We start from the raw sequence: 24,494 nt of genomic DNA on the forward strand, positions 1-24,494 counted from the left end.
CTTGAGCAGCAGTGCGGCACCGGTGTCCGGCGGCCCGTCAGGCGATTCGTCTGCCGATTCGTCCGCCGATCCGTCCGGCGATCCCTGCGCGGGTCCGTCCCGCGGCCTGTGGTCGGTGGACGAGCACCTGGACGACATCCTGGCGGCGGTCTCCCCGCTCGAACCCATCGAGCTGCAACTGCCCGACGCCCAGGGCTGCGTCCTGGTCGAGGACGTCACGGTGCCGGTCTCACTGCCCCCGTTCGACAACAGCTCCATGGACGGATACGCGGTCCGGGTCGCCGATGTGGCCGGTGCCACCGAGGAGTTCCCGGCCGTCCTGACCGTCATCGGCGACGTGGCCGCCGGCGCCGGCGGCCTGCCCGAGGTCGGCCCCGGCGAGGCCGCCCGGATCATGACCGGCGCCCCGCTGCCGCCCGGCGCCGAGGCCGTCGTCCCCGTCGAGTGGACCGACGGCGGTACGGGCGGGGGCGCGGCGAGCGGGATGCGCGCCGCCAGCGCCGCACCCGAGGGCGCCGGCGGCGAGGTCCGCGTGCACCGGGCCGCCGAGGCCCGCGCGCACGTCCGCGCCAAGGGCAGCGACGTCCAGGCCGGTGACCTGGCCCTGGAGGCCGGGACGGTCCTCGGGCCGCCCCAGATCGGACTGCTCGCCGCGATCGGCCGCGCCACGGTGCGGGTGCGCCCGCGCCCGCGCGTCGTCGTGCTCTCCACCGGCAGTGAACTGGCCCAGCCCGGCGAGGAGTTGGGCGAGGGTCGGATCTACGACTCCAACAGCTTCGCGCTGGCCGCCGCCGCTCGCGACGCCGGCGCCATCGCCTACCGGGTCGGCGCCGTCACCGACGACGCCGAGACGCTCCGGGCCACCATCGAGGACCAGCTGATCCGCGCCGACCTGCTCGTCACCACGGGCGGGGTCAGCGTGGGCGCGTACGACGTGGTCAAGGAGACGCTGAGCGCCGACGGCCGGGTCGACTTCCGCAAGCTGGCCATGCAGCCGGGCAAGCCGCAGGGCTTCGGGACGATCGGCCCCGAGCACACCCCGCTGCTCGCCCTGCCCGGCAACCCCGTCTCCTCGTACGTCTCCTTCGAGCTGTTCGTGCGGCCCGCGATCCGGGCCCTGATGGGCCTCCAGGATCTGCACCGCCCGCGGGTCCGCGCCGTGCTCGAGGCCGACAAGGCGCTCTCGTCCCCGGCCGGCCGGCGCCAGTTCCTGCGCGGGACGTACGACGCCGAGTCGGGCACCGTCACTCCGGTGGGCGGCGCCGGCTCCCACCTGATCGCCGCGCTCGCGCACGCGAACGCGCTGCTCGTCGTCCCGGAGGAGGCCACGGAAGTGGAGCCCGGCCGTGAGCTGGACGTGGTCCTCCTCGGCTGAGGAGGCCCTGGTGGCGGTACCGTGGCGTCCCACACAGCGACCGGGAGTGTCACGGCCATGAGCACGCAGCAAGGACTCACCCACATCGACGAGGCGGGTGCGGCCCGCATGGTCGACGTCTCCGCGAAGGACGTCACGGCGCGGACGGCGCGCGCCAGTGGCCGCGTCCTCGTCTCGCCGCGCGTGATCGAGCTGCTGCGGGGCGAGGGCGTACCGAAGGGCGACGCGCTCGCCACCGCCCGGATCGCCGGGATCATGGGCGCGAAGAAGACCCCCGACCTCATCCCGCTCTGCCACCCGCTGTCCGTCTCGGGCGTGACGCTCGACCTCACGGTCACCGACGACGCGGTGGAGATCCTGGCGACCGTGAAGACCACGGACCGCACGGGCGTGGAGATGGAGGCCCTGACGGCGGTCTCGGTCGCCGCGCTGACCGTCGTCGACATGATCAAGGCGGTCGACAAGGGCGCGGTCATCTCCGACGTACGGGTGGAGGAGAAGACGGGCGGGAAGTCGGGCCACTGGACCCGGGAAGGGGCCGAGTCGTGACGGCGCCGACGTCTCCGGGCGCGGACGTCGAGGCGCCCGCCGGCGGGGAGGTCGTGGCGCCCGCCGCACTTCACGCCCAGGCCCGTGCCGGCCGGGTGAGCGAGGCGCACGGGCACGAGGGCCACGCGGCCGCCGGTACGGCCCCGACGGAGGGGACCGCGCCCGCGGAGCTCGGCCCGGAGCTCGGCGGCGCCCTCTCCGCGCCCTACTCCGCCCTGGTCGTCACCGCCTCCAACCGCGCCGCGGCCGGCGTCTACGAGGACAAGGGCGGCCCGCTGCTCGCCGAGGGGCTGGCCCGGATGGGCTTCGCCGTGGACGGCCCGCAGGTCGTCCCGGACGGTGCGCCGGTCGAGGCCGCGCTGCGGGCCGGGGTCGCGGCCGGGTACGACGTCATCCTCACCACCGGCGGCACCGGCATCTCGCCGACCGACGCCACCCCCGAGGTCACCCGCCGGGTCCTCGACCACGAGATCCCCGGCATCCCCGAGGCGATCCGCGCCTACGGCCGCGAGAAGGTCCCGACGGCCGCCCTCTCCCGTGGCCTCGCGGGTGTCGCGCGCGGGACCGTGATCGTGAATCTGCCCGGCTCCTCCGGCGGGGTCCGCGACGGCGTCGCCGTACTGGAACCGCTCCTGCGGCACGCGGTCGACCAGGTCCGCGGCGGCGACCACCCGAGACCGTCATGATCCCGTCCTGGCCCGTGGTCCTCTCCGACGGAGACGTCGTACTCCGCCCGATAAAGCTGCGCGACCAGGGGGCCTGGCGCGAGGTGAACCGGCGCAACCGCGACTGGCTGCGCCCGTGGGAGGCGACGATTCCGCCGCCCGCCCCCGGCGGTCCGGTCGCGCAGCGGCCGACGTACCGGCAGATGGTCCGCCATCTGCGGGCCGAGGCGAACGCGGGCCGGATGCTGCCGTTCGTGATCGAGTACCAGGGCGGGCTCGTCGGCCAGCTGACCGTGGCGGGGATCACCTGGGGCTCGATGTGCTCGGGCCACGTCGGCTACTGGGTGGACAGCGCGGTGGCCGGACGCGGCGTCATGCCGACGGCGGTCGCGCTCGCCGTGGACCACTGCTTCCGCACGGTCGGACTGCACCGGATCGAAGTCTGCATTCGGCCCGAGAACGGCCCCTCGCGACGGGTCGTGGAGAAATTGGGATTCCGGGAGGAAGGGCTGCGGCCGCGGTACCTCCACATCGACGGGGCGTGGCGGGACCATCTGGTCTTCGCGCTCACCGCCGAGGAAGTGCCCGAGGGACTGCTGCGCCGCTGGCACCAGGCACGTCCCTCCCACCCGGCCAAATAAAATAAGTGTTCGAATTCAATCAGCAGTTGATCCTCAATCGATCTGAACAATCACAAAAAAGTTCAGTGATATCAGCCAGATCGTGCGACACACCGGGCCAATTGGCCGATGCCCGTAACGGAACCCCTCTACGGTGTGAAGCGTGAGCAGCAGCGGCCTCATCTACGCAGTCATCGTCGGGGCCTGGGCCGCCTACTTGGTGCCGATGTGGCTCCGCAGGCAGGACGAGCTCAACGAGGCCCGTCCGACGGAACGCTTCAGCACCGCCATCCGGCTGCTGTCCGGACGGGCGGGAATGGAGCGCCGGTACGCCAAGGAGCTGAAGGGCCGGGACCGTAGGGCGGACGACGCGGAGCCCGACGTGGACCCGGACGTCGAGACGGAGCATCTGAGCTCGGTCGACGTCCGGGCCTTTTCCGCGCCCGCGGCCAGGACGGAAGCCCGCCTGGAGATCCCGGAACCGGCCCCCGCGCCGTCGCCGGCCCCGGCCCCCGCCCCGGCGCCCGCCGCCGCGCGGAGGCCTTCGAAGGCGGCCGCGGAGCGCGCCCGGCGCGGCAAGGTCCTCGCCCGGCGCCGGCGCACCACGGTCGTCCTCTTCCTCGCCTTCACCCTCGGCGCGGTCGTCGCCGCGGTCGGCGGCCTCGCGTTCCTGTGGGCGCCGGCGGCCCCCGCGGTGCTGCTGAGCGCGTACATCGTGCATCTGCGGACGACGGAGCGCCGGCGGTTCGTGTACGTGATGGACCGCCGCCGCGCCGAGGCGGCGGCGGCGCGCCTGCGCGAGAGCCGCCCGCAGCGCCGGCAGCCCGTGCCGGACGCGGACGAGGAGCCGGCCCGCCCCGAACCCGAACCGGCGCCCGCGGTCTCCCCGCAGGAGGCCGGCCGCCGCGCGCTCGTCGAGCAGACGGACCACGCGGAGTGGGTGGACCAGCAGCGCGAGCGCGGCCCGGCCCGCGGCGACAGCTGGGACCCGGTCCCGGTCCCGCTCCCCACGTACGTCACCGCCCCGGTCGCCCCGCGCGCGACGAGCGGCGTCGACATCACGGACCCGGAGACCTGGAGCTCGGCCCGCTCCTCCACGGCCGCGGACCCGACCCCGGCTCCGCCCGCCACTCCGGCACCGGCCCCGCGCCAGCGCACGAACCCCCCGCGCCGCCAGCGCGACCACGGCCGCACCCCGCTCTTCGACCAGTACGCGGACGACGACCGCCCCCGCGCGGCCAACGAATGACCCACGGCCGGGGACCCTCCGGGGCCCTCGGCTGACCTGCGGGGGAACGGATTTCCTCGTACCCCGATCGGGATGCTAATGTTTCACACGTCGCAAGGGCCTGTGGCGCAGTCTGGTAGCGCACCTCGTTCGCATCGAGGGGGTCTGGGGTTCAAATCCCCACAGGTCCACAAGCGCAATGACGAGATCCCGTCCGATCGAAAGATCGGGCGGGATCTCGTCGTTTCAGGGGTCGTTCGATGCCAATGGTTCGGTTCAGACATGCCTGGCCAGGGGACCGAGCACATCTTGTTCAGTGCTGTGCCTCAGGATCGACTGCCGCAGGGAAGCCCAAGCGATCCAGGAGCGCGTCGAAGAGCTCTTCCACGAAGGTCTCGTGGGACCGCAGGACCTCCTCGATCGTGGTCACGTCCACGTCCGGGCCAACTCCCGCAGACCGGGCCCAGGCGAGGGCGCGGCCGGCGTCGCCGGGCACGCAGGCGTCCAGCTAGGGCAAAGGACGGTCCGACATCTCTGCCGCGATCTCCAGATTCAGCCACGCGTCCCACTCGGCACCGCCAGGTTCCAGGCCCCGGACCAGCGCGACGCTGCTGTCGTGCACGGACGCCACACATGCGGGAGCTCCGGTCCACTCGACCACAGCCCGCAGGAGCTCTTCGGGCTTGGTCGGCGAGGTCTCATCGTGGAGCTGCAGCGTCTGCCATCCACCAGGCCTCGGCCACCAAGCGGTTATGCCGCCCTCGTCGTCCTCTTGGGCACCGCCGAAGACCGGGGCCTCAAGCAGTGGACGCTCACTGCGGCCGAAGACCAACTCGCCCGAAAACCCCATCATCGCTCCTCTCAGCACCGTTCCTCGCACGATAGGGGTGACCTCTGACAGCAGAGTTCCGGGGGCGGTTCGGGGTGGGTCCCGAAGGGGGCGGGTTTTGGGGGCGGTTGGTGGGTGCGGGGGTGGGCCGGTCTCTTTCGGCGTTCCAACCCGTCGTTCTGGGGTTGTGTGTTTCCGCAGGTCGGATGGGGTGGAACGTCCCAGCGTCCCGTATCGGTGGTGAGTTCTGGCGGCTCCGGTGGGCGGGGCGGCAGGGTTTTGACCAGGCCGCCGGACGAGGCGGTCATCACCTACGGGGAGTTCACATGCGTACGTTCCGCATCCGCACCACCGTCCTTGCCGGCGCCACCGCCGCGCTCGCTCTCGCACTCACCGCCTGCGGCGGGGCGGACGGCGCTGGTACGGGGGAGAAGAAGGCCGCCGCGCCCGTCTCGGAGGTCACGCCCGGCACCGGGTCCACGGGCGGCAGCACGGGTGGCACCGGCTCCACGGGCGGCAGCACGGGCAGCGCCGGCGGGTCCGGGACCAGCGGCGGCTCCGGTGCGGACGCGGCGGACTCGGCGACGTCCGCCGCGCAGACCGGTTCCAAGAAGAAGGACGGCAAGACCCCGGCCTGCACCGTCAACGACGTGAAGGTCTCCGCGGCCAAGCAGGACGGCGTGCCCACCACGCACATCACCCTGACCGCGACCAACGTCTCCGGCCGCGCCTGCACGCTGCTCCAGTACCCGCTGATCGCGTTCGGCGACATCCAGACGGCCAAGGACGTTCCGGCCGTCGCCAAGAGCAGGCCGGGTACGCCCGTCGTGCTGGCCGCCGGGGCCCCGGCCTACGCGGCCGTGCGGATCAACGACGGCGGTGTCGACGAGGAGAACCGCGCCGTGTCCTCGTTCAACCTGAACCTCTTCGCCGCGGACGGCCCGGCCGAGGGCGGCAAGGTGGTCCAGGCGCCCGCCGGCGGTGTCGCCGTCGACGACGCGGTCGCCAGGACCGGCTACTGGACGCACGAGCTGCGCAACGGCGCCGACGAGTTCTGATCCCTCCGTACGAGGGGCGAGGGTGGCCGCGTCGGTGCGGCCACCCTCGCTCCGGTCATGCGGAGCGGGTGATCCACCGCTGGAGCGCGATGTGGGTGAAGTCGTCGAGCGTGCACAGCGCCTCGATGGCGTCGAGGTCGCCGGGCAGCGGGGCGATACCGGCCGTGGTGAGCGCGGCGTGCAGATCCAGCCGGCGCCGGTCCGCCGGCTCCAGGGTCACGGACAGCCGCGTGCCGGGCACGGGCGCGGGCAGCTGGTAGTCCCCGGACTCCAGGAAGCCGTGGGAGATGTGCGTCCGCGCGTACCCCTCCTCGGGGCGCTCGCCGATGTGGTCGTCGATGTACACGGCAGGGAAGCGGTAGGGATCGAGGTCCGCCACTTCGGTCGGGGCCGCGGTGAAAGACTGGAGTGCAGTCATGAGTTCCTCCTCGGTTGTCCTGCCCACTGATGAGGAGGACTGCGGCCGTGCCGCGGCCAGTTGCAGTTCCCGGGGCATACCACCCGAATGCCGCCAATCCCATCTCGTCACACAAGAGCCGCCGCCCGGCGCGCGGGCGCGCCGCGGCCCCCGGCGGAGGAGGTCCGTCGGGGGCCGCGGTTCGGGGTCAGGAGGTCTGGGCCCGGTCGTAGAGGGCCTTCGCGTCGTTGCCGAAGTACGGGCCGAACATGCGGTTGGGCAGGAAGGTGTAGCCGAAGCTGTTCACCGAGACCTGGAGGCCCGTGCCCGTGGTCTCGTTGAAGCCGGTGAACCAGGGGCCGCCGCTGGAGCCGCCCGTCATGTTGCAGGCGAGGCTGTGGTCCTGGGAGAAGAGGAAGTCCTTCGAGGAGTTCCCCGCGCAGTGGATCAGTTTCGAGCCGTCGTAGGGGGACGCGGCCGGGAAGCCGAAGGCGTACATCGGCTTGTTGTAGCCGCCGTTGAACTGGATGCCCTGCGCGCCGGTGACCGACGTCAGCTTCTGGCCGTTCAGGGGGGCCACGACCGCCGCGCCGATGTCGTAGTTGATGTCCTCGCTCGCCTCCCACTGCGGGGTGGTGAGCGTCTTCGTCGCCGTCCACTGGCCGTACGGCGCGCTGCCGTTGTCGTACGCCGGGACGAACACCCAGTTCGTGTGCCACGCGCCCTGGTACTTCACGCAGTGGCCGGCCGTGATGACCGTGCTCTGGTTCTGGCTGGTGACCGCGTTGCCCGAACAGGAGGCCGTACGGCCCTGGAAGGTGAAGAAGACCCGGCCCGAGGTCTTCACGACCGCGCCGCCGCCCGTCCAGGGGCCGCCCGGCTGCGGGAAGGCCGTCGGGGCCACTGAGGTCGGGGTGATCGTCGTCGGGGTGGTCGAGCGGGCGACCTGCTTGAGGGTCGCGAGGGCTCCGGGGGCGACCTCGAGGTCGAGCGGGGTCGCCGAGCGCATCCGCTCGGCGGTCCAGAAGGCGGGCTTCTCCGCCGCTTGCGCCGAGGTCGCGGACAGGGCTCCGGTCAGCAGCGCTCCGACCGACAACAGGACGGCTGCGACTGTGCGATGGCGTCTCACGCATGTCTCCTTCTGCCGAGGCAGGTGGGGGATGAGAACGGTGCGGATCGACGTGCGTGAGGAAGCGTGCCAGATAGTGAGACGATTGTCAGGAGCGCGTCAGGAAGATGTGAGGGGCTTCGCGAAGCAGCGGCTGTTCTCGTACTCCCGGTAGTAGCCGAATTTCGTGCACGGCTCGTAGCCGCTGCTCAGGTACAGCGCGATCGCCTCCGGCTGCGCCGTGCCCGTCTCCAGGACCATGCGAACGCGTCCCGCCGCGCGGGCGTCCGCCTCGAGCGCCGCCAGGATGCGGCGGGCCAGGCCCAGGCCGCGCGCCTCGGGCACCACGTACATGCGCTTGAGCTCGGCGTCCCCGTCCGCGTACCCCTCGTCGTTCGCGTCCTGGATGCGCCAGCCGCCCGTCGCGACGGGGCGGCCCTCGGAGTCGTACGCGAGGAGGTAGAGACCGAGCGGCGGTACGAACATGCCGGCGTCGAGCGGTGTGGCATCGCCCTCGTCGCCGTAGCGGGCGACGTACTCCAGCTGGACGGCGTCGTTGAGTTTGACCGCGTCAGGATGGTCGTAAGGGGTCGGGCGTATGTTCATGCGGAGTATCGTACATCTATGCGGAGCGCGGAGGTCGGTATTCTCCCGGGATGCTCACTGTGACGTCCGTCAATGTCAATGGTCTTCGCGCCGCCGCCAAGAAGGGCTTCGTGGAGTGGCTCGCCGGCACCTCCGCCGACGCCGTCTGCCTGCAGGAGGTGCGCGCCGAGGAGTCCCAGCTCCCGGCCGAGGTCCGGGCGCCCGAGGGGTGGTTCGCCGCGTACGCGCCCGCCGCCGCCAAGGGGCGCGCCGGTGTCTCGCTGTACACGCGGCGTGAGCCGGACGCCGTACGCGTCGGCTTCGGGTCGAGCGAGTTCGACGGCAGCGGCCGGTACATCGAGGCCGACCTGCCCGGTGTGACCGTCGCCAGCCTCTACTTGCCTTCCGGCGAGGTCGGCACCGAGAGGCAGGACGAGAAGATCCGCTTCATGGACGAGTTCCTGCCGTACCTGAAGGAGCTCAAGGAGCGCTCCGCCGCCGACGGGCGCGAGGTCGTCGTCTGCGGTGACTGGAACATCGCCCACCGCGAGGCCGACCTCAAGAACTGGAAGCTCAACGCGAAGAAGGCCGGCTTCCTGCCCGAGGAGCGGGAGTGGCTGAGCCGCGTCTTCGACGAGGCGGAGTACGTCGACGTCGTCCGCGCCCTCCACCCGGACCAGGAGGGGCCGTACTCGTGGTGGTCGTACCGCGGGCGCGCCTTCGACAACGACAGCGGCTGGCGCATCGACTACCAGGTCGCGACGCCGGGGCTGGCCGCCAAGGCCGTCAAGGCGTACGTCGAGCGGGCCGCCACGCACGAAGAGCGGTGGAGCGACCACGCGCCCGTGACGGCGGTCTACGAGCTGTAGGGGTGAGGGGGTGGGGGCGCCCGGTGCGCCCCCTCCGCCTACGACGGCTCGCGCAGCCGGCGGTCCATCGCCATCGACAGCTCCGCCTCCACCACGCTCTTCGCGAGCGGGCGCAGGCGCTGGATGTCCTTCTCCTCCGCGTGCTCGCGGAGCAGGTCGGTGAAGAGCCCCGCCAGCGCGTCCGCGTGTTCGCGGACCGCTCGGCCCGCCTCCAGGACCGCGGAGAGCGGGACGCCCTCCTTCACCAGGGCCGCGGAGACCTCCAGCAGCCGGCGGCTGATGTGGACGATCGCGTCGCCGTCGGTGGCGAGATAGCCGAGGTCGAGGGCGGCCAGCAGGTTCTCGGGGGTGACCTCGCCCGCGAAGTAGTCGGCCAGTTCCTGGGGGGTGAGCCGGATCGGCTCCTCCTCGGTGGGTTCGCCGAGGCCGAGGACCTCGCTGACGTCCTTGCCGCTCTCGAAGGCGGTGTTGAGGTCGGCGATGCCGTTGAGGGTGTGGCCGCGTTCGAGCAGGGCCGCGATCGTCCGGAGCTTGGCCAGGTGGTGGTCGTCGTACCAGGCGATGCGGCCCTCGCGGCGGGGCGGTGCGATCAGGCCGCGCTCGCGGTAGAAGCGCAGGGTGCGGACGGTGATGCCGGCCGCCGCGGCGAGTTCGTCCATGCGGTACTCGCGTACGCCGCCGGCGGAAGCCGCCTGGGCCGGCTGGTCGCCCGTCACCTGATCCGATCGTTCTGCCACGCCCGCCAGCCTATGTTGTACCGCCGGTAACTTTCCCTTGCTCGACCCCTACCGCTCGGTATGCGGCTGCTCTACAGTCCCGACTGTGCCAGTGATTGCTGGCGGAATCTTGGTCGTAAGCACGGGCCGGGCGCGCACAGGAGGCGGCATGGCGAAGCACGAGCAGGTACGAGTGGCGGTGATCGGATCGGGGTTCGGCGGACTCGGGGCCGCCGTCCGGCTGCGCCGCGAGGGGATCACCGACTTCGTCGTCCTGGAGCGAGCCGACTCCGTGGGCGGCACCTGGCGCGACAACAGCTATCCGGGCTGCGCCTGCGACGTACCGTCCCACCTCTACTCCTTCTCCTTCGCGCCCAACCCCGACTGGCCCCGCACCTTCTCCGGGCAGCGCCACATCGGCGCCTACCTGGAGCACGTCACCGACACCTTCCGGCTCCGCCCGCATCTGCGGCTGAACCATGAGGTGAAGCTGATGCGCTGGGACGCCGAGGAGCTGCGCTGGCACATCGAGACCAACCAGGGCTCCATCACCGCCGACGTGATCGTCTCCGCGACCGGCCCGCTCTCCGATCCGAAGATCCCCGACATCCCGGGCCTGGCCGACTTCCCCGGCAAGGTCTTCCACTCCGCGCAGTGGGACCACGACTACGACCTCACCGGCAAGCGCGTCGCCATGGTCGGCACCGGCGCCTCCGCGATCCAGATCGTGCCCGCGATCCAGCCCCGGGTCGGGCAGCTCACCCTCTTCCAGCGCACCCCGCCGTGGGTCATGCCGCGCATGGACCGCGCCATCACCGGCGCCGAGCGCTGGCTCCACCGCACGCTCCCCTTCACCGGGACGGCGCGCCGCGGGCTGCTCTGGGGCATCCGTGAACTCCAGGTCAGCGCGTTCACCAAGCGCCCGGGCGAGCTCGGGCTCGTCGAGTCGCTCGCCAAGGCCAACATGGCCAAGGCGATCAAGGACCCGGCGCTGCGGGCCAAGCTGACCCCCTCGTACCGCATCGGCTGCAAGCGCATCCTGCTGTCCAACGCGTACTACCCGGCGCTCGCGCAGCCCAATGTCGACGTCGTCGCCTCCGGGCTGCGCGAGGTGAGGGGCTCGACCGTCGTCGCGGCCGACGGCACGGAGACCGAGGTCGACGCGATCGTCTTCGGTACGGGGTTCCACGTCACCGACATGCCGATCGCCGAACGGGTCGTCGGCGCGGAGGGAGTCTCGCTAGCCGAGGCCTGGAAGGACGGGGTGCAGTCGCTGCGCGGCGCCACCGTCGACGGCTTCCCCAACTGGATGACGATCATCGGGCCCAACACCGGTCTCGGGAACTCCTCCATGATCCTCATGATCGAGTCCCAGCTGAACTACATGGCCGACTACCTGCGCCAGTTGAACGTTCTCGGGGGCCGCGCGGCCCTCGCCGCCCGGCCGTCCGCCGTCGGCGCCTGGAACCGCAAGGTGCAGGACCGGATGGAGCGGACCGTGTGGAAGGCGGGCGGCTGCGACAGCTGGTACCTGGACGCCAACGGCCGCAACACGACGCTGTGGCCGGGCACGACGAGCGAGTTCCGGCGCGAGACGCGGCAGGTGGACCTCGCGGAGTACGAGGTGCTGAGGCCGAGCGCGAAGACGGTGGCCGAGCAGCCGAAGCGTACGAGCCGGAAGAAGGAGGCCGTGAAGTGAGCCGCCCCAGCCGTCCCAGCGATCCCAGCCGCCCCAGCCGTCCTTCCGAGTCCCGTACGACCCCGCACCCGCGCGAGCTGATCGCCGTCTCCGCGGACGGCGCCCGCATCCATGTCGAGGTGTACGGCCTCGAGGGCGCCCCTACCGTGGTCCTGGCCCACGGGTGGACCTGCTCCATCGCCTTCTGGGCCGAGCAGATCCGCGACCTGGCCCGTGACCACCGGGTCGTCGCCTACGACCAGCGCGGCCACGGCCGCAGCCCCGCCGCCCTGGCCGGCGCTTCCGGCCACTCGACGCGCGCGCTCGCCGACGACCTCGAAGCGGTCCTCGCCGCCACGCTCGCGCCCGGTGAGAAGGCGGTGCTGGCGGGCCACTCGATGGGCGGCATGACGATCATGGCGGCCGCCGCGCGCCCCGCGTTCCGCGAACACGCCGCCGCCGTCCTGCTCTGCTCCACGGGCCCGTCCCGGCTCACGGCCGAATCCCTCGTCGTACCGCTGCGGCCGGGCGGGCTGCGGACCCGGCTGACCAGGGTGATCCTGGGAGCACGGGCGCCGCTCGGGCCGGTCACGCCGGTGTCGAAGAGGATCCTCAAGTACGCGACGATGGGCCCGGGTTCGGCGCCCGAGCGGGTCGACGCCTGTGCCCGGATCGTGCACGCCTGCCCGCGGGCGTCCCGGGTGGCCTGGTCGCAGGTGCTCGCGGAGCTGGATCTCGAAGCGGGCGTACGGGAGTTGGCGCTGCCCGTGGCCGTGCTCGTCGGTACGGCGGACCGGCTCACCCCGCCCGTGCACTCCCGCGGCATGGCCGCCGCGCTGCCGCAGTGCGTGGGGCTCGACGAGCTGGCGGGGATGGGCCACATGACGCCGGTGGAGGCGCCGGAGGCCGTGACGGCCCGGATCAGGGAGCTCGTCACCACGTACATACCGGTCGAGCAGAAGCAGAAGCAGAAGGAGGACGCAGCATGAGCAGGGTCAGCCTGGAGGGCCAGGTCGCGGTCGTCACCGGAGCGGCCCGCGGTGTCGGTGAACTCCTCGCCCGCAAGCTCTCCGCCCGCGGCGCGAAGATCGCGCTGGTCGGGCTCGAGCCGGCGGAGCTGAAGCAGGTCGCCGCCCGGCTGCACACCGAGGCCGACTGGTGGCACGCGGACGTCACCGACCACGAGGCGATGGCCCGGGTGGCGGTCGAGGTCAAGGAGCGCTTCGGCAAGGTCGACATCGTGGTGGCCAACGCGGGTGTCGCGGCGGGTGGTCCGTTCGTGGACTCCGACCCGGTCGCCTGGCGGCGGGTCATCGAGGTCAACCTGATCGGCGGGGCGGTGACGGGGCGGGCGTTCCTGCCCGTCCTGATGGAGTCGCGCGGCTACTTCCTGCAGATCGCCTCGCTCGCGGCCATGACCCCGGCGCCGATGATGACGGCGTACTGCGCCTCCAAGTCGGGTGTCGAGGCCTTCGCGCACAGCCTGCGCGCCGAGGTCGGCTACAAGGGCGTGAAGGTCGGCGTCGGCTACCTCTCCTGGACCGACACGGACATGGTCCGGGGCGCGGACCAGGACGACGTGATGAAGGAGCTGCGGCAGCGGCTGCCCTGGCCGTCGAACCGTACGTACCCGCTGGGCCCGGCCGTGGACCGGATCGTGGCGGGCATCGAGCGGCGCTCGGCGCATGTGTACGCCCAGTGGTGGCTGCGCGGGATGCAGGCGACGCGCGGCTACCTGCCGGGAATCATCGCCACGGTCGGGCAGCGCGAGATGAAGCGCTTCGAACCCCGCCTGGCCGGTGTCTCCAAGGGCCTCGTGGGGGCCGGAGGGGCCGCCGACGAGCAGGCGCGCACGGAGAGTGTTTGATCGAAATGCGCGGAATGTTTCACCGTGCCACGCTGGTCGAGGCCCAAGGGGCGAACCGCCCCGATCCCCTCACACCCGCCTAGGAGTGACTTTCATGGGCATGAAGGACCAGTTCCAGGACAAGGCGCAGCAGGCCGCCGAGCAGGCGAAGCAGAAGATGGGCAGGGCGAAGGACGAAGCGTCCGAGCGCGCCTCCCAGGCCAAGGGCCGCCCCACCGAGGAGGAGCAGCGCCGGGCCCAGCAGGAGGCCCAGGACCGCTTCGACCAGGACTACGACGCCTGACGTCTGTCCTCCGAAGGCGCACCCGGGACGCCGGGTGCGCCTTCCGCATATGTGCGCATCAGTCGAGGACGACGTCCACTCCGCGCCTGGCGAGGATGTCGAGGACCCCGGCGAACAGGTCGTACGGCTCGCCGTCGTCCCGGAGCTGTCGCACCAGACTCCCGTGCGCAGCACCGGAGTTCCGCCAGACGAGCACGGCGGGGGCGGTGAATCCGAATCCGCCGCGCAGACAGTCGTCGAGCCCGTCCAGAGTGCTGCCGAAGTAGCCGCCCGGGCCGTTGACCGCCTCACCGAGCGCGCAGTACAGACCCGGTTCATCGGTCACGTGCCGCCCGTCCAGCTCGTACGTGTGCCCGGCGGGCCGGTCCACGGGCTGCTGCCGGCAGCCCCGCTCCCGGACCAGTTCGAGCCACACCTCGCGATGCCGGGTGTCGTACGGAGCCCAGGCCCCGGCCTCGGGCGGCGGGCCGGCGAACCACCGCTCCCAGATCGGACGGGCGTACTCGGGTACGGGGGTCAGCAGGTCGCCGTCGAGCTCCACGTCGACGAGACCGGGCCGCCCGAGGGCGGACGGTCGCCACCCGGTGACGCCCGCCCGCAGGTACCGCTCCGTGAGCACGACGCCTTCGTCATCCCGGATCTCCAGCACGGCCTGTCCGAGATCGAGGGACCGTCGGGTCCCTGTCGCGAGGGCCTCCCTCAGCTCCGGACTCGGGTCGCAGCCGAGCAGCCTCAGCGGCAGGTGCTCCGTCCGCTCGGGCGGAAGGACGGCCGTGAATCCCCGGCCGGATCCCCATCGTTCCCGCTCGTCGTGCAGGAACACGGGGCCGCTGAAGCTCCTGGGCGGTCCGAGGTAGTCGTCATGGCCGACCAGGACCACGTCGTGGGTTCCGTCCCCTGCGGAGGACGGTCGCGCCTCCACGATCTCCACGTCCTCGAGGAGCCAGGGGTCGTCCCCGCCGTCCTCCGGCACCAGCCAGATCCGGCTGCCGAGCCACCGGGCCCGCTGGGGTACGGGCGTCCAGCCGAACAGCTCGTACGTCGCGCGCCGCGGTTCTCCGAAGAGCCCTTCGGTCTCCTGGCAGACGCCCCAGACGTGGTCGTCCTCGGTCCGGGTGAGGGTGTAGCGCGGTCGGTGGCGGGTCATACCCGGAGTATTTCGGATGCCCGGCAGAGGGGCGCCACGTACCGTGCCGCCCATGACCGAACTGCAGCTTCTCCGTGCCGATCACGCGCCCGCGCTGCTCGCGTTCGAGCGGGAGAACCGTGCGTATTTCGCCGCTCATGTGCCCGATCGGGGGGACGCGTACTTCGAGGAGTTCGCGGTGCGGCATCGGGCGCTGTTGGAGGAGCAGGAGACCGGGGCGATCCTCTTTCATGTGCTCGTCGGGGACGGTGGGGAGATCCTCGGGCGGTTCAATCTCGTCGATGTGGCCGACGGGGCGGCCGAGTTGGGGTTCCGGGTCGCCGAGAAGGCGGCCGGGCGGGGGGTGGGTACGGCCGGGGTGCGGGAGGTGTGTCGGGTCGCTGCGGCGGAGTACGGACTGGGGCGGCTCACCGCCGGCGCGGCCCTCGCCAACGCCGGGTCGCGGGCCGTGCTCGTGCGGAACGGGTTCGTGCCCGTCGGGGACGTCGTCCTCGACGGGCAGCCCGGTACCGCCTACGAGTTGGACCTCGGGGGGAGCTTCGGACGGGAGCGGTCCGGGACGTCCTCGTAGCCCGGTGGGGTCGCCGCCGGGGTCTTCGTGAGGAGGTCGAGGGCCACCTCGACCGCGTCGTCCAGTTGGGCGTGGCGGCCCTCGGCCCAGTCGAGCGGGGTGCGCAGGATCGCCAGGTCCGGTTCCACGCCGTGGTTCTCGACGGACCAGCCGTACTCGGGGAACCACGCCGCGTTCATCGGGACCGTGATCTGCGTACCGTCGCCCAGTCGGTGACGTCCCGTCATGCCCACCACCCCGCCCCAGGTCCGCTGCCCGACGACCGGCCCGAGCCCGAGCAGCTTGAACGCGGCCGTGATCATGTCGCCGTCCGAGGACGTGGCCTCGTCCGCCAGCGCGACGACCGGGCCGCGCGGGGCGTTCGAGGCGTAGGACACCGGCTGCGCGTTCCTCGTCAGGTCCCAGCCCAGGATCTTGCGGGTGAGCTTCTCCACGACCAGCTCGCTGATGTGACCGCCCGCGTTGCCGCGCACGTCCACGATCAGGGCCGGCCGGGAGACCTCCATCCGCAGGTCGCGGTTGAACTGGGCCCAGCCCGACCCGCCCATGTCCGGGATGTGCAGGTACCCGCACTTGCCGCCGCTGACCTCCCGTACCACCGCGCGCCGCTTGGCCACCCAGTCCTGATAGCGCAGCGGCCGCTCGTCGATCAGCGGCACGATCGCCACCCGGCGCGATCGGCCCTCGCCCTCCGCCGGCTGGAAGGTCAGCTCGACCGTCGTACCGCCCGAGGAGGACAGCAGCGGGTACGGGCCGGTGACCGGGTCCACCGGGCGGCCGTCCACGTGCGTGAGCATCGCGCCCTCGCGGATGCCGGTGCCCGCGAGCGGTGAGCGCGCCTTGGAGTCGGAGGAGTCGCCGGGCAGGATCCGCTTGACCATCCAACCGCCGTCCCGGGGAACGAGGTTGGCGCCCAGCAGGCCCATCGGCCGCTGGTAGTGCGGCGGGCCCTCGTTGCGGCGGGCGGGCGAGACGTACGCGTGGGAGGTGCCCAGCTCGCCCATGACCTCGCGCAGCAGATCGGCGAACTCGTCGGGGGACGCGACCCGTTCGACCAGGGGGCGGTACTGGTCGAGGACGGCCGGCCAGTCCACCCCGCACATGTTCGGGTCCCAGAAGTAGGCGCGGACGATCCGGCCGGCCTCGTCGTAGGCCCCGCGCCATTCCGCCTCCGGGTCGACCTCGTGCAGGATCCGCCGCAGGTCCATGTAGACGGTCGAGTCGCCGTCCCCGGGCTCGGTCGCGGGCACCGCCCGCAGATCGCCCTCGTCGACCACGACCAGCCGCGATCCGTCGCCGCTGACCGCGAACCAGTCGAGGTGGCCGACGAGTTCGGTCTTGCGGGCCTTGGTGATGTTGAAGTGCTCCAGGGTGGGGCGGCCCGTGGTGTCGGCCGGGTTGGCGAAGGTCTCGCCGAGCGCGCCCGAGATCGGCCAGCGCAGCCAGACGAGCCCGCCGCCGCTGACCGGGCGCAGCGCCGAGTACTTGGAGGCGGAGACCGGGAAGGGCGTGACCCGGTCCGGGAGCCCCTCCACCTCCACGATCGTGGTGCCCTCGCCGCCCTCGGTCTCCGTCTCGGTCGGGTCGAGGCCGCCCGCCGCGGGTCGGCCGTCCGGCAGCAGCGCGAAGGGGGAGGGCGTGGCGGAGGAGAGCGGGACGAGATAGGGGCGGCAGCCGAGCGGGAACGACAGGTCGCCGGTGTGCACGTCGTACACCGGGTCGAAGCCCCGCCAGGAGAGGAAGGCGAGATAGCGGCCGTCGCTGGTGAAGACCGGATTCTCGTCCTCGAAGCGGCCGTTGGTGACGTCGACGACCGTCCGGGTGCCCGGCCCGGAGATCCGGGCCATCTTGATCTGGCGCAGCGAGCGCCCGATGCCGGGGTGCGACCAGGTCAGCCAGGCGCCGTCGGGGGAGAAGGCGAGGTCGCGGACCGGCCCGTTGATCGAGCGGATCAGCTCCGTCGCTTCGCCGTTGGACTCCTCCGTTGCGTCGATGAGCAGCAGCCGGCCGTCGTTGGACGCGATCGCGAGCCGTTCGCCCTCCGGGTCGGCGACCATCTCCTCCACCCGGCCGAGCTCGCCCGAGGCCAGCCGTCGCGGCTCGCGGTCGCCGCTCGCCCGCGGCAGGTAGGCGAGCTCGATCGCGTCCTCGCCCTCGGCGTCCGTGACGTACGCGATCTGGCCGCCGCTGCCCAGCATCTCGGGCAGCCGGACCCGTACGCCCGGGGTGTCCGTGATCGTGCGGGCCGGCCCGTCGCGATGGGTGAGCCAGTACAGGCTGCCGCGCACGGAGACCGCGCTGGCCCGCCCGGTCTCGTCGACCGAGATCGCGTCCACGTGGTTGGCGGCCGGGACCTGGTAGTGCCGCCGGCCGGCGCGCGGTCCGCCGAGCCGTACCTCCAGCTTGCGCGGCACGGAGTCGGGGACGGTCAGGTCGTCGACGATCCACAGGTCGCCGGCGCACTGGTAGACCACCCGCCGTCCGTCGCTCGAGGCGTGCCGGGCGTAGAAGGCGTCGTGGTCGGTGTGGCGGCGCAGATCGGTGCCGTCGGGCAGGCAGGAGTAGAGGTTGCCGATGCCCTCGTGGTCGGAGAGGAAGGCGATCCGGCCGGAGACGACCATGGGGGAGTCGAGCTGGCCGCCGATGTCCGGCAGCAGCCGTTCCCCGTGCAGCCACAGCCGCCCGGTGGCGCCGCCCCGGTACCGCTTCCAGGCCGCCGCCTCGTGCGGCGGCTTGCCCGTGAGGAGGAGCGTGCGGCGCTCGCCCTCGATGTCCGTGACCGCGATGTCGGAGACCGGGCCCCAGGGCATCCGGCCGCCGGGGGAGCCGTCGGTGGGGACGGTGTAGGCCCAGGAGAAGTACGAGAAGGGTTGGCCGTGCGAGGAGACGGCGAGGATGTCGCCGTCGGGGGACCACGAGCAGACCCGGGTGTCGGTCGAGCCCCAGTAGGTCAGCCGCCGGGCGGGCCCACCCTCGACCGGTGCGAGATGGATCTCGGGGTCGAGGCTGCGCCAGCTCGTGTAGGCGAGGTGGCGCCCGTCCGGGGAGAAGCGCGGGTGGCCGATCCGGGTCCGGTCGACGGTCACCCGCCAGGCCCGGCCCGGCCGGTGCCCCTCGGGCACGAGGGGCGCGACCCAGAGGTCGTCCTCGGCCGCGAAGCACAGCAGGTCGTCGTGGAGGTGCGGGAAGCGGAGATACGCGACGTCGTCACTCACCCCCCAATGCTTTCCACCCTGATGGGGTGCGGCAACTCGTACGGGCGTGCGCGTGTGGTCCACGACACGTACGAAACGGTTTCGTTTCGCTCGATGGGCGGGTACCTTCGTACTGTACGAAACCGTTTCGTTCGGATCGTCGAGGAGGATCGGTCATGGCTCGCAGCAGGCTCACCCCAGAGCGTGAGTCCGAGCTGTACGGAGCCGTGCTCGAGCTCCTGCGCGAGGTCGGCTACGACGCCCTCACCATGGACGCAGTCGCCGCCCGCACCCACTCCAGCAAGGCCACCCTCTACCGCCAGTGGGGGAGCAAGCCCGAACTGGTCGCCAAGGCGCTGCGCCACGGCAAGCCCATCAAGTTCACCGAGATCGACACGGGCACCTTGCGTGGCGACTTCCAGGCGTTGATGGAGCTGACCGACGACTGCCAGATGGAGAAGGACACCGCGCTGATGCGGGGTCTGGCCCATGCGGTCCACACCCACCCCGAACTTCTCCAGGCGCTGCGCGAACTGCTCATCGAACCCGAGATGAGCAGCCTGCGCGACACCCTGGAACGGGCGGTGGAGCGGGGCGAGATCAGCGCCGACAACCCGGCACTGAAATACGTACCGCACATGATCATCGGGGCGTTCGTCGCTCGTCCGCTGATCGAGGATCAGCCGATCGACCACGCCTTCATCACCGACTACGTCAACGCCGTCGTGCTCCCCTCACTCGGCGTCTGACACTCCCCGCAGCACCACCGCACCACCCGCACCACCTGACGTCGCACCGCTCACGCCGTCGGGCCGGCTCCCCATGCCCTGTCCCACCACGAATTGGGAGTACGCCCCCGTGGCCACGTTCCTCTACAAGTTGGGTCGCTCCGCCTTCCGGCGCCGACGGCTCGTCGCCCTTCTCTGGGTGGCGCTCCTCGCGCTCGCCGGGGTCGGTGCCGCCACCGCGCCCGCCGCGACCTCCAGCTCCTTCTCGATTCCCGGTACCGAGGCCCAGAAGGCCTTCGACCTCCTTGAGCAGCGCTTCCCCGGCGGCAACGCCGACGGGGCCACCGCCCGGGTCGTCTTCAAGGCCCCCGAGGGCCAGAAGATGACCGACCCGGCCAACAAGGCCAAGGTCCAGGACGTCGTCGACGAGCTGAAGGCCGGCTCCGACGAGGTCGCCCAGGTCACCGACCCGTACACCGCCCAGGCGGTCTCGAAGGACGGCTCGACCGCCTACGTCTCCGTCAGCTACAAGGTCTCCGGCATGGAGCTGACCGACGCGACCCGCGCGGCCCTGGAGAAGACCGGGCACGAAGCGCAGGGGCAGGGGCTGACCGTCGAGATCGGCGGTGACGCGCTGCAGACCATGCCCGAGACGGGCGCCGGCGAGATCGTCGGTGTGGTCATCGCCGGCATCGTGCTCGTCATCACCTTCGGTTCGCTGGTCGCCGCGGGACTCCCGCTGCTCACCGCGATCATCGGCGTCGGCATCGGCGTCTCCTCGATCACGGCGCTCGCGAACGTCCTCGACCTCGGCTCCACCACCTCGACCCTCGCGATGATGATCGGCCTCGCGGTCGGCATCGACTACGCCCTCTTCATCGTCTCCCGCTACCGCGCGGAGCTCGCCGAGGGCCGGGAGCGCGAGGAGGCCGCGGGCCGCGCGGTCGGCACGGCCGGCTCGGCCGTCGTCTTCGCCGGTCTGACCGTGGTCATCGCCCTGGTCGGCCTCGCCGTCGTCAACATCCCGATGCTGACGAAGATGGGCTTCGCCGCGGCCGGCACGGTCGTGATCGCCGTCCTGATCGCGCTCACCCTGATCCCGGCGCTGCTCGGCTTCGCCGGCTCCAAGGTCGTGGGCCGCAAGGAGCGCAAGGGTCTGAAGAAGGCCGACGACAAGCCCAACATGGGCACCCGCTGGGCCCGGTTCGTCATCCGTCGCCCGGTCATGGTCCTGCTCGTCGGCGTCCTCGGTCTCGGTGCGATCGCCCTGCCCGCCGCCTCCCTGGAGATGGGTCTGCCGGACGACGGCGCCAAGCCCACCTCCGCCACCGAACGCAGGGCGTACGACCTGCTGTCGGACGGTTTCGGCCCCGGGTTCAACGGGCCCCTGATGGTCGTCGTCGACGGCGACAGGGCCGCGGCCGACTCCACCGCCGAGACGATCAAGGGCCTGGACGGCGTGGTGGCCGTCACCCCGCCGACGCCGAACAAGGCCGGCGACACCGCGATGATCACGGTGATCCCGAAGGACCGCCCCTCCTCGGTGGAGACCGAGGAGCTGGTCCACGACATCCGGGACGCGACCGGCGACAACGTCCTGGTCAGCGGCGCCACGGCGATGAACATCGACTTCTCGCAGAAGATGAACGACGCGCTCGTGCCGTACCTGGCGCTGGTCGTCGGACTCGCCTTCCTGCTCCTGATGGTGGTGTTCCGCTCGATCCTCGTTCCGCTGAAGGCGGCCCTCGGCTTCCTGCTCTCGGTGGTCGCGGCCCTCGGCGCGGTCGTCGCGGTCTTCCAGTGGGGCTGGCTCGGCTCCCTCTTCGGTGTCGAGCAGACCGGCCCGATCATGTCGATGATGCCGATCTTCATGGTGGGCGTGGTCTTCGGTCTCGCGATGGACTACGAGGTCTTCCTCGTCACCCGGATGCGCGAGGCGTACGTCCACGGCGAGCGGCCCGGCGAGACGATCGTGACCGGCTTCCGGCACAGCGCCCGGGTGGTCACCGCCGCCGCGGTGATCATGATCGCGGTCTTCTCCGGGTTCATCGGGATGACCGACCAGATGATCAAGATGATCGGCTTCGGTCTCGCCGTCGCCGTCCTCTTCGACGCCTTCGTGGTCCGGATGGCGATCGTCCCCGCGGTGCTCGCCCTGCTCGGCCACAAGGCGTGGTGGCTGCCGAAGTGGCTGGACAAGGCGCTGCCGAACGTGGACGTGGAGGGCGAGGGCCTGAACGTCACGAAGGACGCCGACGGGCCGCACGACCCGGAGCGCGAGCTCGTGAAGGTCTGAGCCCCATGAACCCCGGGGCGGCTCCTTGAGCGGAGGAGCGCGCCCCGGAGCGCGGGCGGTTCCTTGAGCGGAGGAGCGTGCCCGGATCGCGCCGGAGCCCGTGGGGACGGGGTGCCGACGCGGCCCTGCGTCGCCCTCGTGTCGTACGCGACACGGGGGCGGCGCAGGTGCGTTCAGCCGCGGGTGCTCGGCCGCGGGTGCGCCCGGGCTCGGTGGGCCTCGGCCCGCCTACGCCGCCGGAGGGGTGATCGTCACGCTCTCGACGAGCACGTGGTGGTCCGAGCGCTCGGTGTCGGCCACCAGGCACCACCGCCGGGCCTCGCTGCTGAACAGGTAGTCGATCTTCCAGCCGCCGTTGTGGGTGGGCCGGCCCGTGCGGGCCGTCCCCTGCTGGTCGCACTCCTGGTATCCGGGGGTGCCCGCACCCTGGGAGTACAGCCCGGCAGGCCAGATCCAGGCGTCGGTGTAGTTCGGCCAGTCCGGCGGGCTCGCGTTGAAGTCGCCGCCGAAGACCACCTTCGGGAAGCCCGAGACGACCTGCTTGATCTCCGCGAGCTGGTCGTCCCGGTAGTCCCAGTCCGGGTGTTCCGGGTTGGCTTCCTTCGTCGACACGTGCACCGTGCAGAGCCGGACGTCGAAGTACGTCGCCGTCGCGCACTGGAACGGCGGGTTCAGTCCGGTCCAGGGCTGGGTCGTCGGGTACTGCTGCGCGTCCGCGAGACCGGCCTTGACGACGATCGCCGTGCCGACGAGGTCGTTCGGGTCGGAACCGGCGCCGGTCGCGCAGGGGCTCGGGGTCCGGACGCCCTTCTGCGACCAGTGGTACGGCACGAAGCTGTTGCTCCAGCCCGCGCCGAGCTTGGGCATCAGCGCGTCGAGGCCGCTCTTGCACACCTCCTGGAGGAGCACGGCCTGCACGTAGTGGCTCTGCACGTACTGCTTGACGACGTCGGCCTTCTGGTCCGCCGTGCCGGTGCCCGTGCACCCCCAGCGCTCGACACCGCACATGTTCCAGCTCATGACCTGCAGGTTCGTTCCCGGCGGCGGTGTCGCCGCCACTGCCTGCGCTGCTGCCGGAGAGGCCTGCGCCGGGGCCCCGGACAGGGCCAGCAGGGCGGCGCCCAGCGCGCCCCACAGTCGCTTCTTCACGTTGTCTCCCCCAGATGTTCCGTCGTGATCTTGACGGCACTCTATGGGGTGATCGACGCGGTGACGGCGTACGTGTGTTTGAGGAAGCGGAGCAGGGCCGTGGTGTCGAACTGGACGACCGCGACACCGTCCGCGGTATGGAACTCGACCACCGTCTGCACCCGGCCGCAGGGCCAGACGCCGATGTCGCCGCGCCGGGTCGGGGCGCGCATCCCGGTCTCCAGGAGGGCCCGCGGGAAGGACCACTCGATGTTGCCGGGGAAGACGAAGCGCACGGTGGCGGGGGTCGCGCCGGGGTCGTAGCGCAGGGCGACGGGGACGGGACGGGAGAGGGGGGCGTCGGTGATGATCCGGCCTTTGGCGTGATCCTCGACGGCACGGGCATCCGCGGTGGGGGACATCGAGCCACTCCTCACACTCGTCTTATTTACCCCCTAATGTCCCATATTTCACGGCGTGCGCGTGGCGAGCGCGGCCTTTCTGTGATCTGTGCGCTCTTGCAAGTGCTTTGCAGGAACACTCATCATTCGGGACGTGCATGTACCCGACGGATTCATCAACGCCCCCGTATCGGCCGCTGCCGGTGTCGTCGCCGTCGGCGCCGTCGCCGTCAGCCTGCGCGGGGCCAAGCGCGAGCTGGACGAGAAGGCGGCGCCGCTCGCCGGGCTCGTCGCGGCCTTCATCTTCGCCGTGCAGATGCTGAACTTCCCGGTCGCCGCCGGGACCAGCGGACACCTGCTGGGCGGCGCGCTCGCCGCGATCCTCGTCGGGCCGTACACCGGCGTGCTCTGCATCGCCGTCGTCCTGCTCATGCAGGGCATCCTCTTCGCGGACGGCGGACTCACCGCGCTCGGCGTGAACATCACCGTCATGGGCGTCGTCACGGTCGTCGTCGCGTACGCGCTCTTCCGCGGCCTCGTCCTCGTCCTGCCGCGCACCCGCCGCTCGGTGACCGTCGCCTCCTTCGTCGCCGCGCTCGTCTCCGTGCCCGCCGCGGCCGCTGCCTTCACCCTCGTCTACGCGATCGGCGGCACCACCGACGTACCGCTCGGCAAGGTGCTCACCGCGATGGTCGGCGTCCACACGCTCATCGGCATCGGCGAGGCCGCCATCACCATGCTGACCGTCGGCGCGGTCGTCGCGGTACGCCCCGACCTGGTCCACGGCGCGCGGGGCCTCGGCTCCCCGCTCAAGCTGCGCGTGAACGGCGAACTGGTCGACGCGGCTCCGGCCGCCGCCTCCGCCGCCCCCGCCGAGACCCCCGGTTCCCCGAAGAAGGTGTGGATCGGCGGCCTGGTCGCCGCCCTCGTCCTGGCCGGCTTCGTCTCCTTCTACGCCTCCGCCAGCCCCGACGGCCTGGAGAAGGTCGCCGCCGACAAGGGCATCGACAAGAACGTCGAGGAGCACGCCGCCGCCGACTCCCCGCTCGCCGACTACGGCGTCAAGGGCATCGAGACGGCCCGGCTGTCGGGCGGCCTGGCGGGCGTCATCGGCGTGGGTGCGACCCTCGCCGTCGGCACCGGCGCCTTCTGGGTGATCCGCCGCCGGCGCGCGGACGCCTCGTCCGGGGCGCAGGTCTGAC

General features: G+C 71.7%; 24 protein-coding genes and 1 tRNA gene. 16 read left to right on the forward strand and 9 right to left on the reverse strand.

Annotation, left to right across the window (positions count from 1 at the left end; all coding sequences use genetic code 11):
* Nucleotide 1 precedes the first annotated feature (1 nt).
* The 6 genes from glp to ACFV9D_RS06550 all read left to right on the forward strand — a co-directional run bounded on the left by glp (nucleotide 2) and on the right by ACFV9D_RS06550 (nucleotide 4,628).
* Entirely contained in the window at nucleotides 2-1,375 is a 1,374-nt protein-coding gene (gene glp, locus ACFV9D_RS06525; RefSeq protein WP_385141837.1) for a gephyrin-like molybdotransferase Glp, read from the forward strand.
* A gap of 57 nt (nucleotides 1,376-1,432) precedes the next feature.
* Nucleotides 1,433-1,924, forward strand: a complete 492-nt coding sequence (gene moaC, locus ACFV9D_RS06530) for a cyclic pyranopterin monophosphate synthase MoaC (RefSeq protein ID WP_385141840.1) — start codon at nucleotides 1,433-1,435, stop codon at nucleotides 1,922-1,924.
* 215 nt (nucleotides 1,925-2,139) lie between these two features.
* The gene (locus ACFV9D_RS06535; protein ID WP_385142379.1) at nucleotides 2,140-2,610 is read left to right on the forward strand and encodes a molybdenum cofactor biosynthesis protein B; all 471 of its coding nucleotides are present in this window, start codon (nucleotides 2,140-2,142) and stop codon (nucleotides 2,608-2,610) included.
* Entirely contained in the window at nucleotides 2,607-3,230 is a 624-nt protein-coding gene (locus ACFV9D_RS06540) for a GNAT family N-acetyltransferase (protein WP_385141843.1), read from the forward strand. Before ACFV9D_RS06535 ends, ACFV9D_RS06540 begins: the two co-directional genes overlap by 4 nt.
* Nucleotides 3,231-3,372: 142 nt before the next feature.
* On the forward strand, nucleotides 3,373-4,458 hold the full coding sequence (glpR, locus tag ACFV9D_RS06545; RefSeq protein WP_385141846.1) for a gephyrin-like molybdotransferase receptor GlpR: 1,086 nt from the start codon (nucleotides 3,373-3,375) through the stop codon (nucleotides 4,456-4,458).
* A gap of 96 nt (nucleotides 4,459-4,554) precedes the next feature.
* Nucleotides 4,555-4,628 (forward strand) — tRNA-Ala (locus ACFV9D_RS06550).
* 122 nt (nucleotides 4,629-4,750) lie between these two features.
* Here the strand turns inward: ACFV9D_RS06550 and ACFV9D_RS06555 are convergent.
* On the reverse strand, nucleotides 4,751-4,873 hold the full coding sequence (locus ACFV9D_RS06555; RefSeq protein ID WP_385141849.1) for a hypothetical protein: 123 nt from the start codon (nucleotides 4,871-4,873) through the stop codon (nucleotides 4,751-4,753).
* Between the two features lie 719 nt (nucleotides 4,874-5,592).
* On the opposite strand from ACFV9D_RS06555, the gene ACFV9D_RS06560 reads away from it, so the two are divergent.
* On the forward strand, nucleotides 5,593-6,324 hold the full coding sequence (locus ACFV9D_RS06560; protein ID WP_385141852.1) for a DUF4232 domain-containing protein: 732 nt from the start codon (nucleotides 5,593-5,595) through the stop codon (nucleotides 6,322-6,324).
* A 55-nt stretch (nucleotides 6,325-6,379) separates the two neighbouring features.
* Here ACFV9D_RS06560 and ACFV9D_RS06565 read toward each other — a convergent pair whose 3' ends face one another.
* The 3 genes from ACFV9D_RS06565 to ACFV9D_RS06575 form a co-directional block, all read right to left on the reverse strand.
* Entirely contained in the window at nucleotides 6,380-6,742 is a 363-nt protein-coding gene (locus tag ACFV9D_RS06565; RefSeq protein ID WP_385141855.1) for a hypothetical protein, read from the reverse strand.
* A gap of 187 nt (nucleotides 6,743-6,929) precedes the next feature.
* On the reverse strand, nucleotides 6,930-7,850 hold the full coding sequence (locus ACFV9D_RS06570; RefSeq protein WP_385141858.1) for a trypsin-like serine peptidase: 921 nt from the start codon (nucleotides 7,848-7,850) through the stop codon (nucleotides 6,930-6,932).
* Between the two features lie 99 nt (nucleotides 7,851-7,949).
* Entirely contained in the window at nucleotides 7,950-8,435 is a 486-nt protein-coding gene (locus ACFV9D_RS06575) for a GNAT family N-acetyltransferase (protein WP_385141861.1), read from the reverse strand.
* Nucleotides 8,436-8,485: 50 nt separating this feature from the next.
* Here ACFV9D_RS06575 and ACFV9D_RS06580 point away from each other — a divergent pair, with 50 nt between their 5' ends.
* Nucleotides 8,486-9,283, forward strand: a complete 798-nt coding sequence (locus tag ACFV9D_RS06580) for an exodeoxyribonuclease III (RefSeq protein ID WP_385141864.1) — start codon at nucleotides 8,486-8,488, stop codon at nucleotides 9,281-9,283.
* Between the two features lie 38 nt (nucleotides 9,284-9,321).
* On the opposite strand, the gene ACFV9D_RS06585 is transcribed toward ACFV9D_RS06580, so the two are convergent.
* Nucleotides 9,322-9,942 carry a MerR family transcriptional regulator gene (locus ACFV9D_RS06585; protein ID WP_385142382.1) on the reverse strand — a complete coding sequence of 207 codons (621 nt, stop codon included), beginning with the start codon at nucleotides 9,940-9,942 and terminating at the stop codon, nucleotides 9,322-9,324.
* Nucleotides 9,943-10,168: 226 nt separating this feature from the next.
* Here ACFV9D_RS06585 and ACFV9D_RS06590 point away from each other — a divergent pair, with 226 nt between their 5' ends.
* The 4 genes from ACFV9D_RS06590 to ACFV9D_RS06605 all read left to right on the forward strand — a co-directional run bounded on the left by ACFV9D_RS06590 (nucleotide 10,169) and on the right by ACFV9D_RS06605 (nucleotide 13,827).
* Nucleotides 10,169-11,698 (forward strand): flavin-containing monooxygenase, encoded by a 1,530-nt coding sequence (locus ACFV9D_RS06590; RefSeq protein WP_385141867.1) that lies wholly within the window; start codon nucleotides 10,169-10,171, stop codon nucleotides 11,696-11,698.
* Nucleotides 11,695-12,666, forward strand: coding sequence for an alpha/beta fold hydrolase (locus ACFV9D_RS06595; protein ID WP_385141869.1), 972 nt, complete (start codon nucleotides 11,695-11,697; stop codon nucleotides 12,664-12,666). Before ACFV9D_RS06590 ends, ACFV9D_RS06595 begins: the two co-directional genes overlap by 4 nt.
* Nucleotides 12,663-13,544 (forward strand): SDR family oxidoreductase, encoded by an 882-nt coding sequence (locus ACFV9D_RS06600; RefSeq protein WP_385141872.1) that lies wholly within the window; start codon nucleotides 12,663-12,665, stop codon nucleotides 13,542-13,544. The genes ACFV9D_RS06595 and ACFV9D_RS06600 overlap by 4 nt, the downstream gene beginning before the upstream one ends.
* Before the next feature lie 94 nt (nucleotides 13,545-13,638).
* The gene (locus tag ACFV9D_RS06605; RefSeq protein ID WP_385141875.1) at nucleotides 13,639-13,827 is read left to right on the forward strand and encodes a hypothetical protein; all 189 of its coding nucleotides are present in this window, start codon (nucleotides 13,639-13,641) and stop codon (nucleotides 13,825-13,827) included.
* A 58-nt stretch (nucleotides 13,828-13,885) separates the two neighbouring features.
* Here the strand turns inward: ACFV9D_RS06605 and ACFV9D_RS06610 are convergent, their stop codons facing one another.
* Entirely contained in the window at nucleotides 13,886-14,974 is a 1,089-nt protein-coding gene (locus tag ACFV9D_RS06610; RefSeq protein WP_385141878.1) for a barstar family protein, read from the reverse strand.
* Between the two features lie 52 nt (nucleotides 14,975-15,026).
* On the opposite strand from ACFV9D_RS06610, the gene ACFV9D_RS06615 reads away from it, so the two are divergent.
* A complete protein-coding gene (locus ACFV9D_RS06615; protein ID WP_385141881.1) occupies nucleotides 15,027-15,545 on the forward strand; it encodes a GNAT family N-acetyltransferase in 519 nt (172 codons plus the stop codon).
* Here the strand turns inward: ACFV9D_RS06615 and ACFV9D_RS06620 are convergent.
* The gene (locus ACFV9D_RS06620) at nucleotides 15,488-18,760 is read right to left on the reverse strand and encodes a S41 family peptidase (protein WP_385141884.1); all 3,273 of its coding nucleotides are present in this window, start codon (nucleotides 18,758-18,760) and stop codon (nucleotides 15,488-15,490) included. The genes ACFV9D_RS06615 and ACFV9D_RS06620 overlap by 58 nt on opposite strands.
* Nucleotides 18,761-18,915: 155 nt before the next feature.
* Here ACFV9D_RS06620 and ACFV9D_RS06625 point away from each other — a divergent pair, with 155 nt between their 5' ends.
* Both ACFV9D_RS06625 and ACFV9D_RS06630 read left to right on the forward strand, forming a co-directional pair.
* The gene (locus tag ACFV9D_RS06625; RefSeq protein WP_385141887.1) at nucleotides 18,916-19,488 is read left to right on the forward strand and encodes a TetR/AcrR family transcriptional regulator; all 573 of its coding nucleotides are present in this window, start codon (nucleotides 18,916-18,918) and stop codon (nucleotides 19,486-19,488) included.
* Nucleotides 19,489-19,597: 109 nt separating this feature from the next.
* Nucleotides 19,598-21,763, forward strand: a complete 2,166-nt coding sequence (locus ACFV9D_RS06630) for an MMPL family transporter (protein WP_385141890.1) — start codon at nucleotides 19,598-19,600, stop codon at nucleotides 21,761-21,763.
* A gap of 228 nt (nucleotides 21,764-21,991) precedes the next feature.
* Here the strand turns inward: ACFV9D_RS06630 and ACFV9D_RS06635 are convergent, their stop codons facing one another.
* Both ACFV9D_RS06635 and ACFV9D_RS06640 read right to left on the reverse strand, forming a co-directional pair.
* Nucleotides 21,992-22,912, reverse strand: a complete 921-nt coding sequence (locus tag ACFV9D_RS06635; protein ID WP_385141893.1) for an endonuclease/exonuclease/phosphatase family protein — start codon at nucleotides 22,910-22,912, stop codon at nucleotides 21,992-21,994.
* A 41-nt stretch (nucleotides 22,913-22,953) separates the two neighbouring features.
* On the reverse strand, nucleotides 22,954-23,313 hold the full coding sequence (locus ACFV9D_RS06640) for an SsgA family sporulation/cell division regulator (RefSeq protein WP_385141896.1): 360 nt from the start codon (nucleotides 23,311-23,313) through the stop codon (nucleotides 22,954-22,956).
* A 133-nt stretch (nucleotides 23,314-23,446) separates the two neighbouring features.
* Between ACFV9D_RS06640 and ACFV9D_RS06645 the strand changes: the two genes are divergently transcribed.
* Complete coding sequence (locus ACFV9D_RS06645; protein ID WP_385141899.1) at nucleotides 23,447-24,493, forward strand: energy-coupling factor ABC transporter permease; 1,047 nt, start codon at nucleotides 23,447-23,449, stop codon at nucleotides 24,491-24,493.
* The last annotated feature ends 1 nt before the right edge of the window (nucleotide 24,494 follow it).

Source organism: Streptomyces sp. NPDC059875 (assembly GCF_042731085.1).
Taxonomy (GTDB): Bacteria; Actinomycetota; Actinomycetes; order Streptomycetales; family Streptomycetaceae; genus Streptomyces.

Excerpts from the sequence above, each read along its gene's own strand:
- moaC (WP_385141840.1), top strand. The coding sequence starts at position 1,433 with ATGAGCACGCAGCAAGGACTCACCCACATCGACGAGGCGGGTGCGGCC.
- ACFV9D_RS06540 (WP_385141843.1), top strand. The coding sequence starts at position 2,607 with ATGATCCCGTCCTGGCCCGTGGTCCTCTCCGACGGAGACGTCGTACTC.
- ACFV9D_RS06560 (WP_385141852.1), top strand. The coding sequence starts at position 5,593 with ATGCGTACGTTCCGCATCCGCACCACCGTCCTTGCCGGCGCCACCGCC.
- ACFV9D_RS06565 (WP_385141855.1), bottom strand. The coding sequence starts at position 6,742 with ATGACTGCACTCCAGTCTTTCACCGCGGCCCCGACCGAAGTGGCGGAC.
- ACFV9D_RS06575 (WP_385141861.1), bottom strand. The coding sequence starts at position 8,435 with ATGAACATACGCCCGACCCCTTACGACCATCCTGACGCGGTCAAACTC.
- ACFV9D_RS06580 (WP_385141864.1), top strand. The coding sequence starts at position 8,486 with ATGCTCACTGTGACGTCCGTCAATGTCAATGGTCTTCGCGCCGCCGCC.
- ACFV9D_RS06585 (WP_385142382.1), bottom strand. The coding sequence starts at position 9,942 with ATGGACGAACTCGCCGCGGCGGCCGGCATCACCGTCCGCACCCTGCGC.
- ACFV9D_RS06590 (WP_385141867.1), top strand. The coding sequence starts at position 10,169 with ATGGCGAAGCACGAGCAGGTACGAGTGGCGGTGATCGGATCGGGGTTC.
- ACFV9D_RS06600 (WP_385141872.1), top strand. The coding sequence starts at position 12,663 with ATGAGCAGGGTCAGCCTGGAGGGCCAGGTCGCGGTCGTCACCGGAGCG.
- ACFV9D_RS06605 (WP_385141875.1), top strand. The coding sequence starts at position 13,639 with ATGGGCATGAAGGACCAGTTCCAGGACAAGGCGCAGCAGGCCGCCGAG.
- ACFV9D_RS06610 (WP_385141878.1), bottom strand. The coding sequence starts at position 14,974 with ATGACCCGCCACCGACCGCGCTACACCCTCACCCGGACCGAGGACGAC.
- ACFV9D_RS06615 (WP_385141881.1), top strand. The coding sequence starts at position 15,027 with ATGACCGAACTGCAGCTTCTCCGTGCCGATCACGCGCCCGCGCTGCTC.
- ACFV9D_RS06625 (WP_385141887.1), top strand. The coding sequence starts at position 18,916 with ATGGCTCGCAGCAGGCTCACCCCAGAGCGTGAGTCCGAGCTGTACGGA.
- ACFV9D_RS06640 (WP_385141896.1), bottom strand. The coding sequence starts at position 23,313 with ATGTCCCCCACCGCGGATGCCCGTGCCGTCGAGGATCACGCCAAAGGC.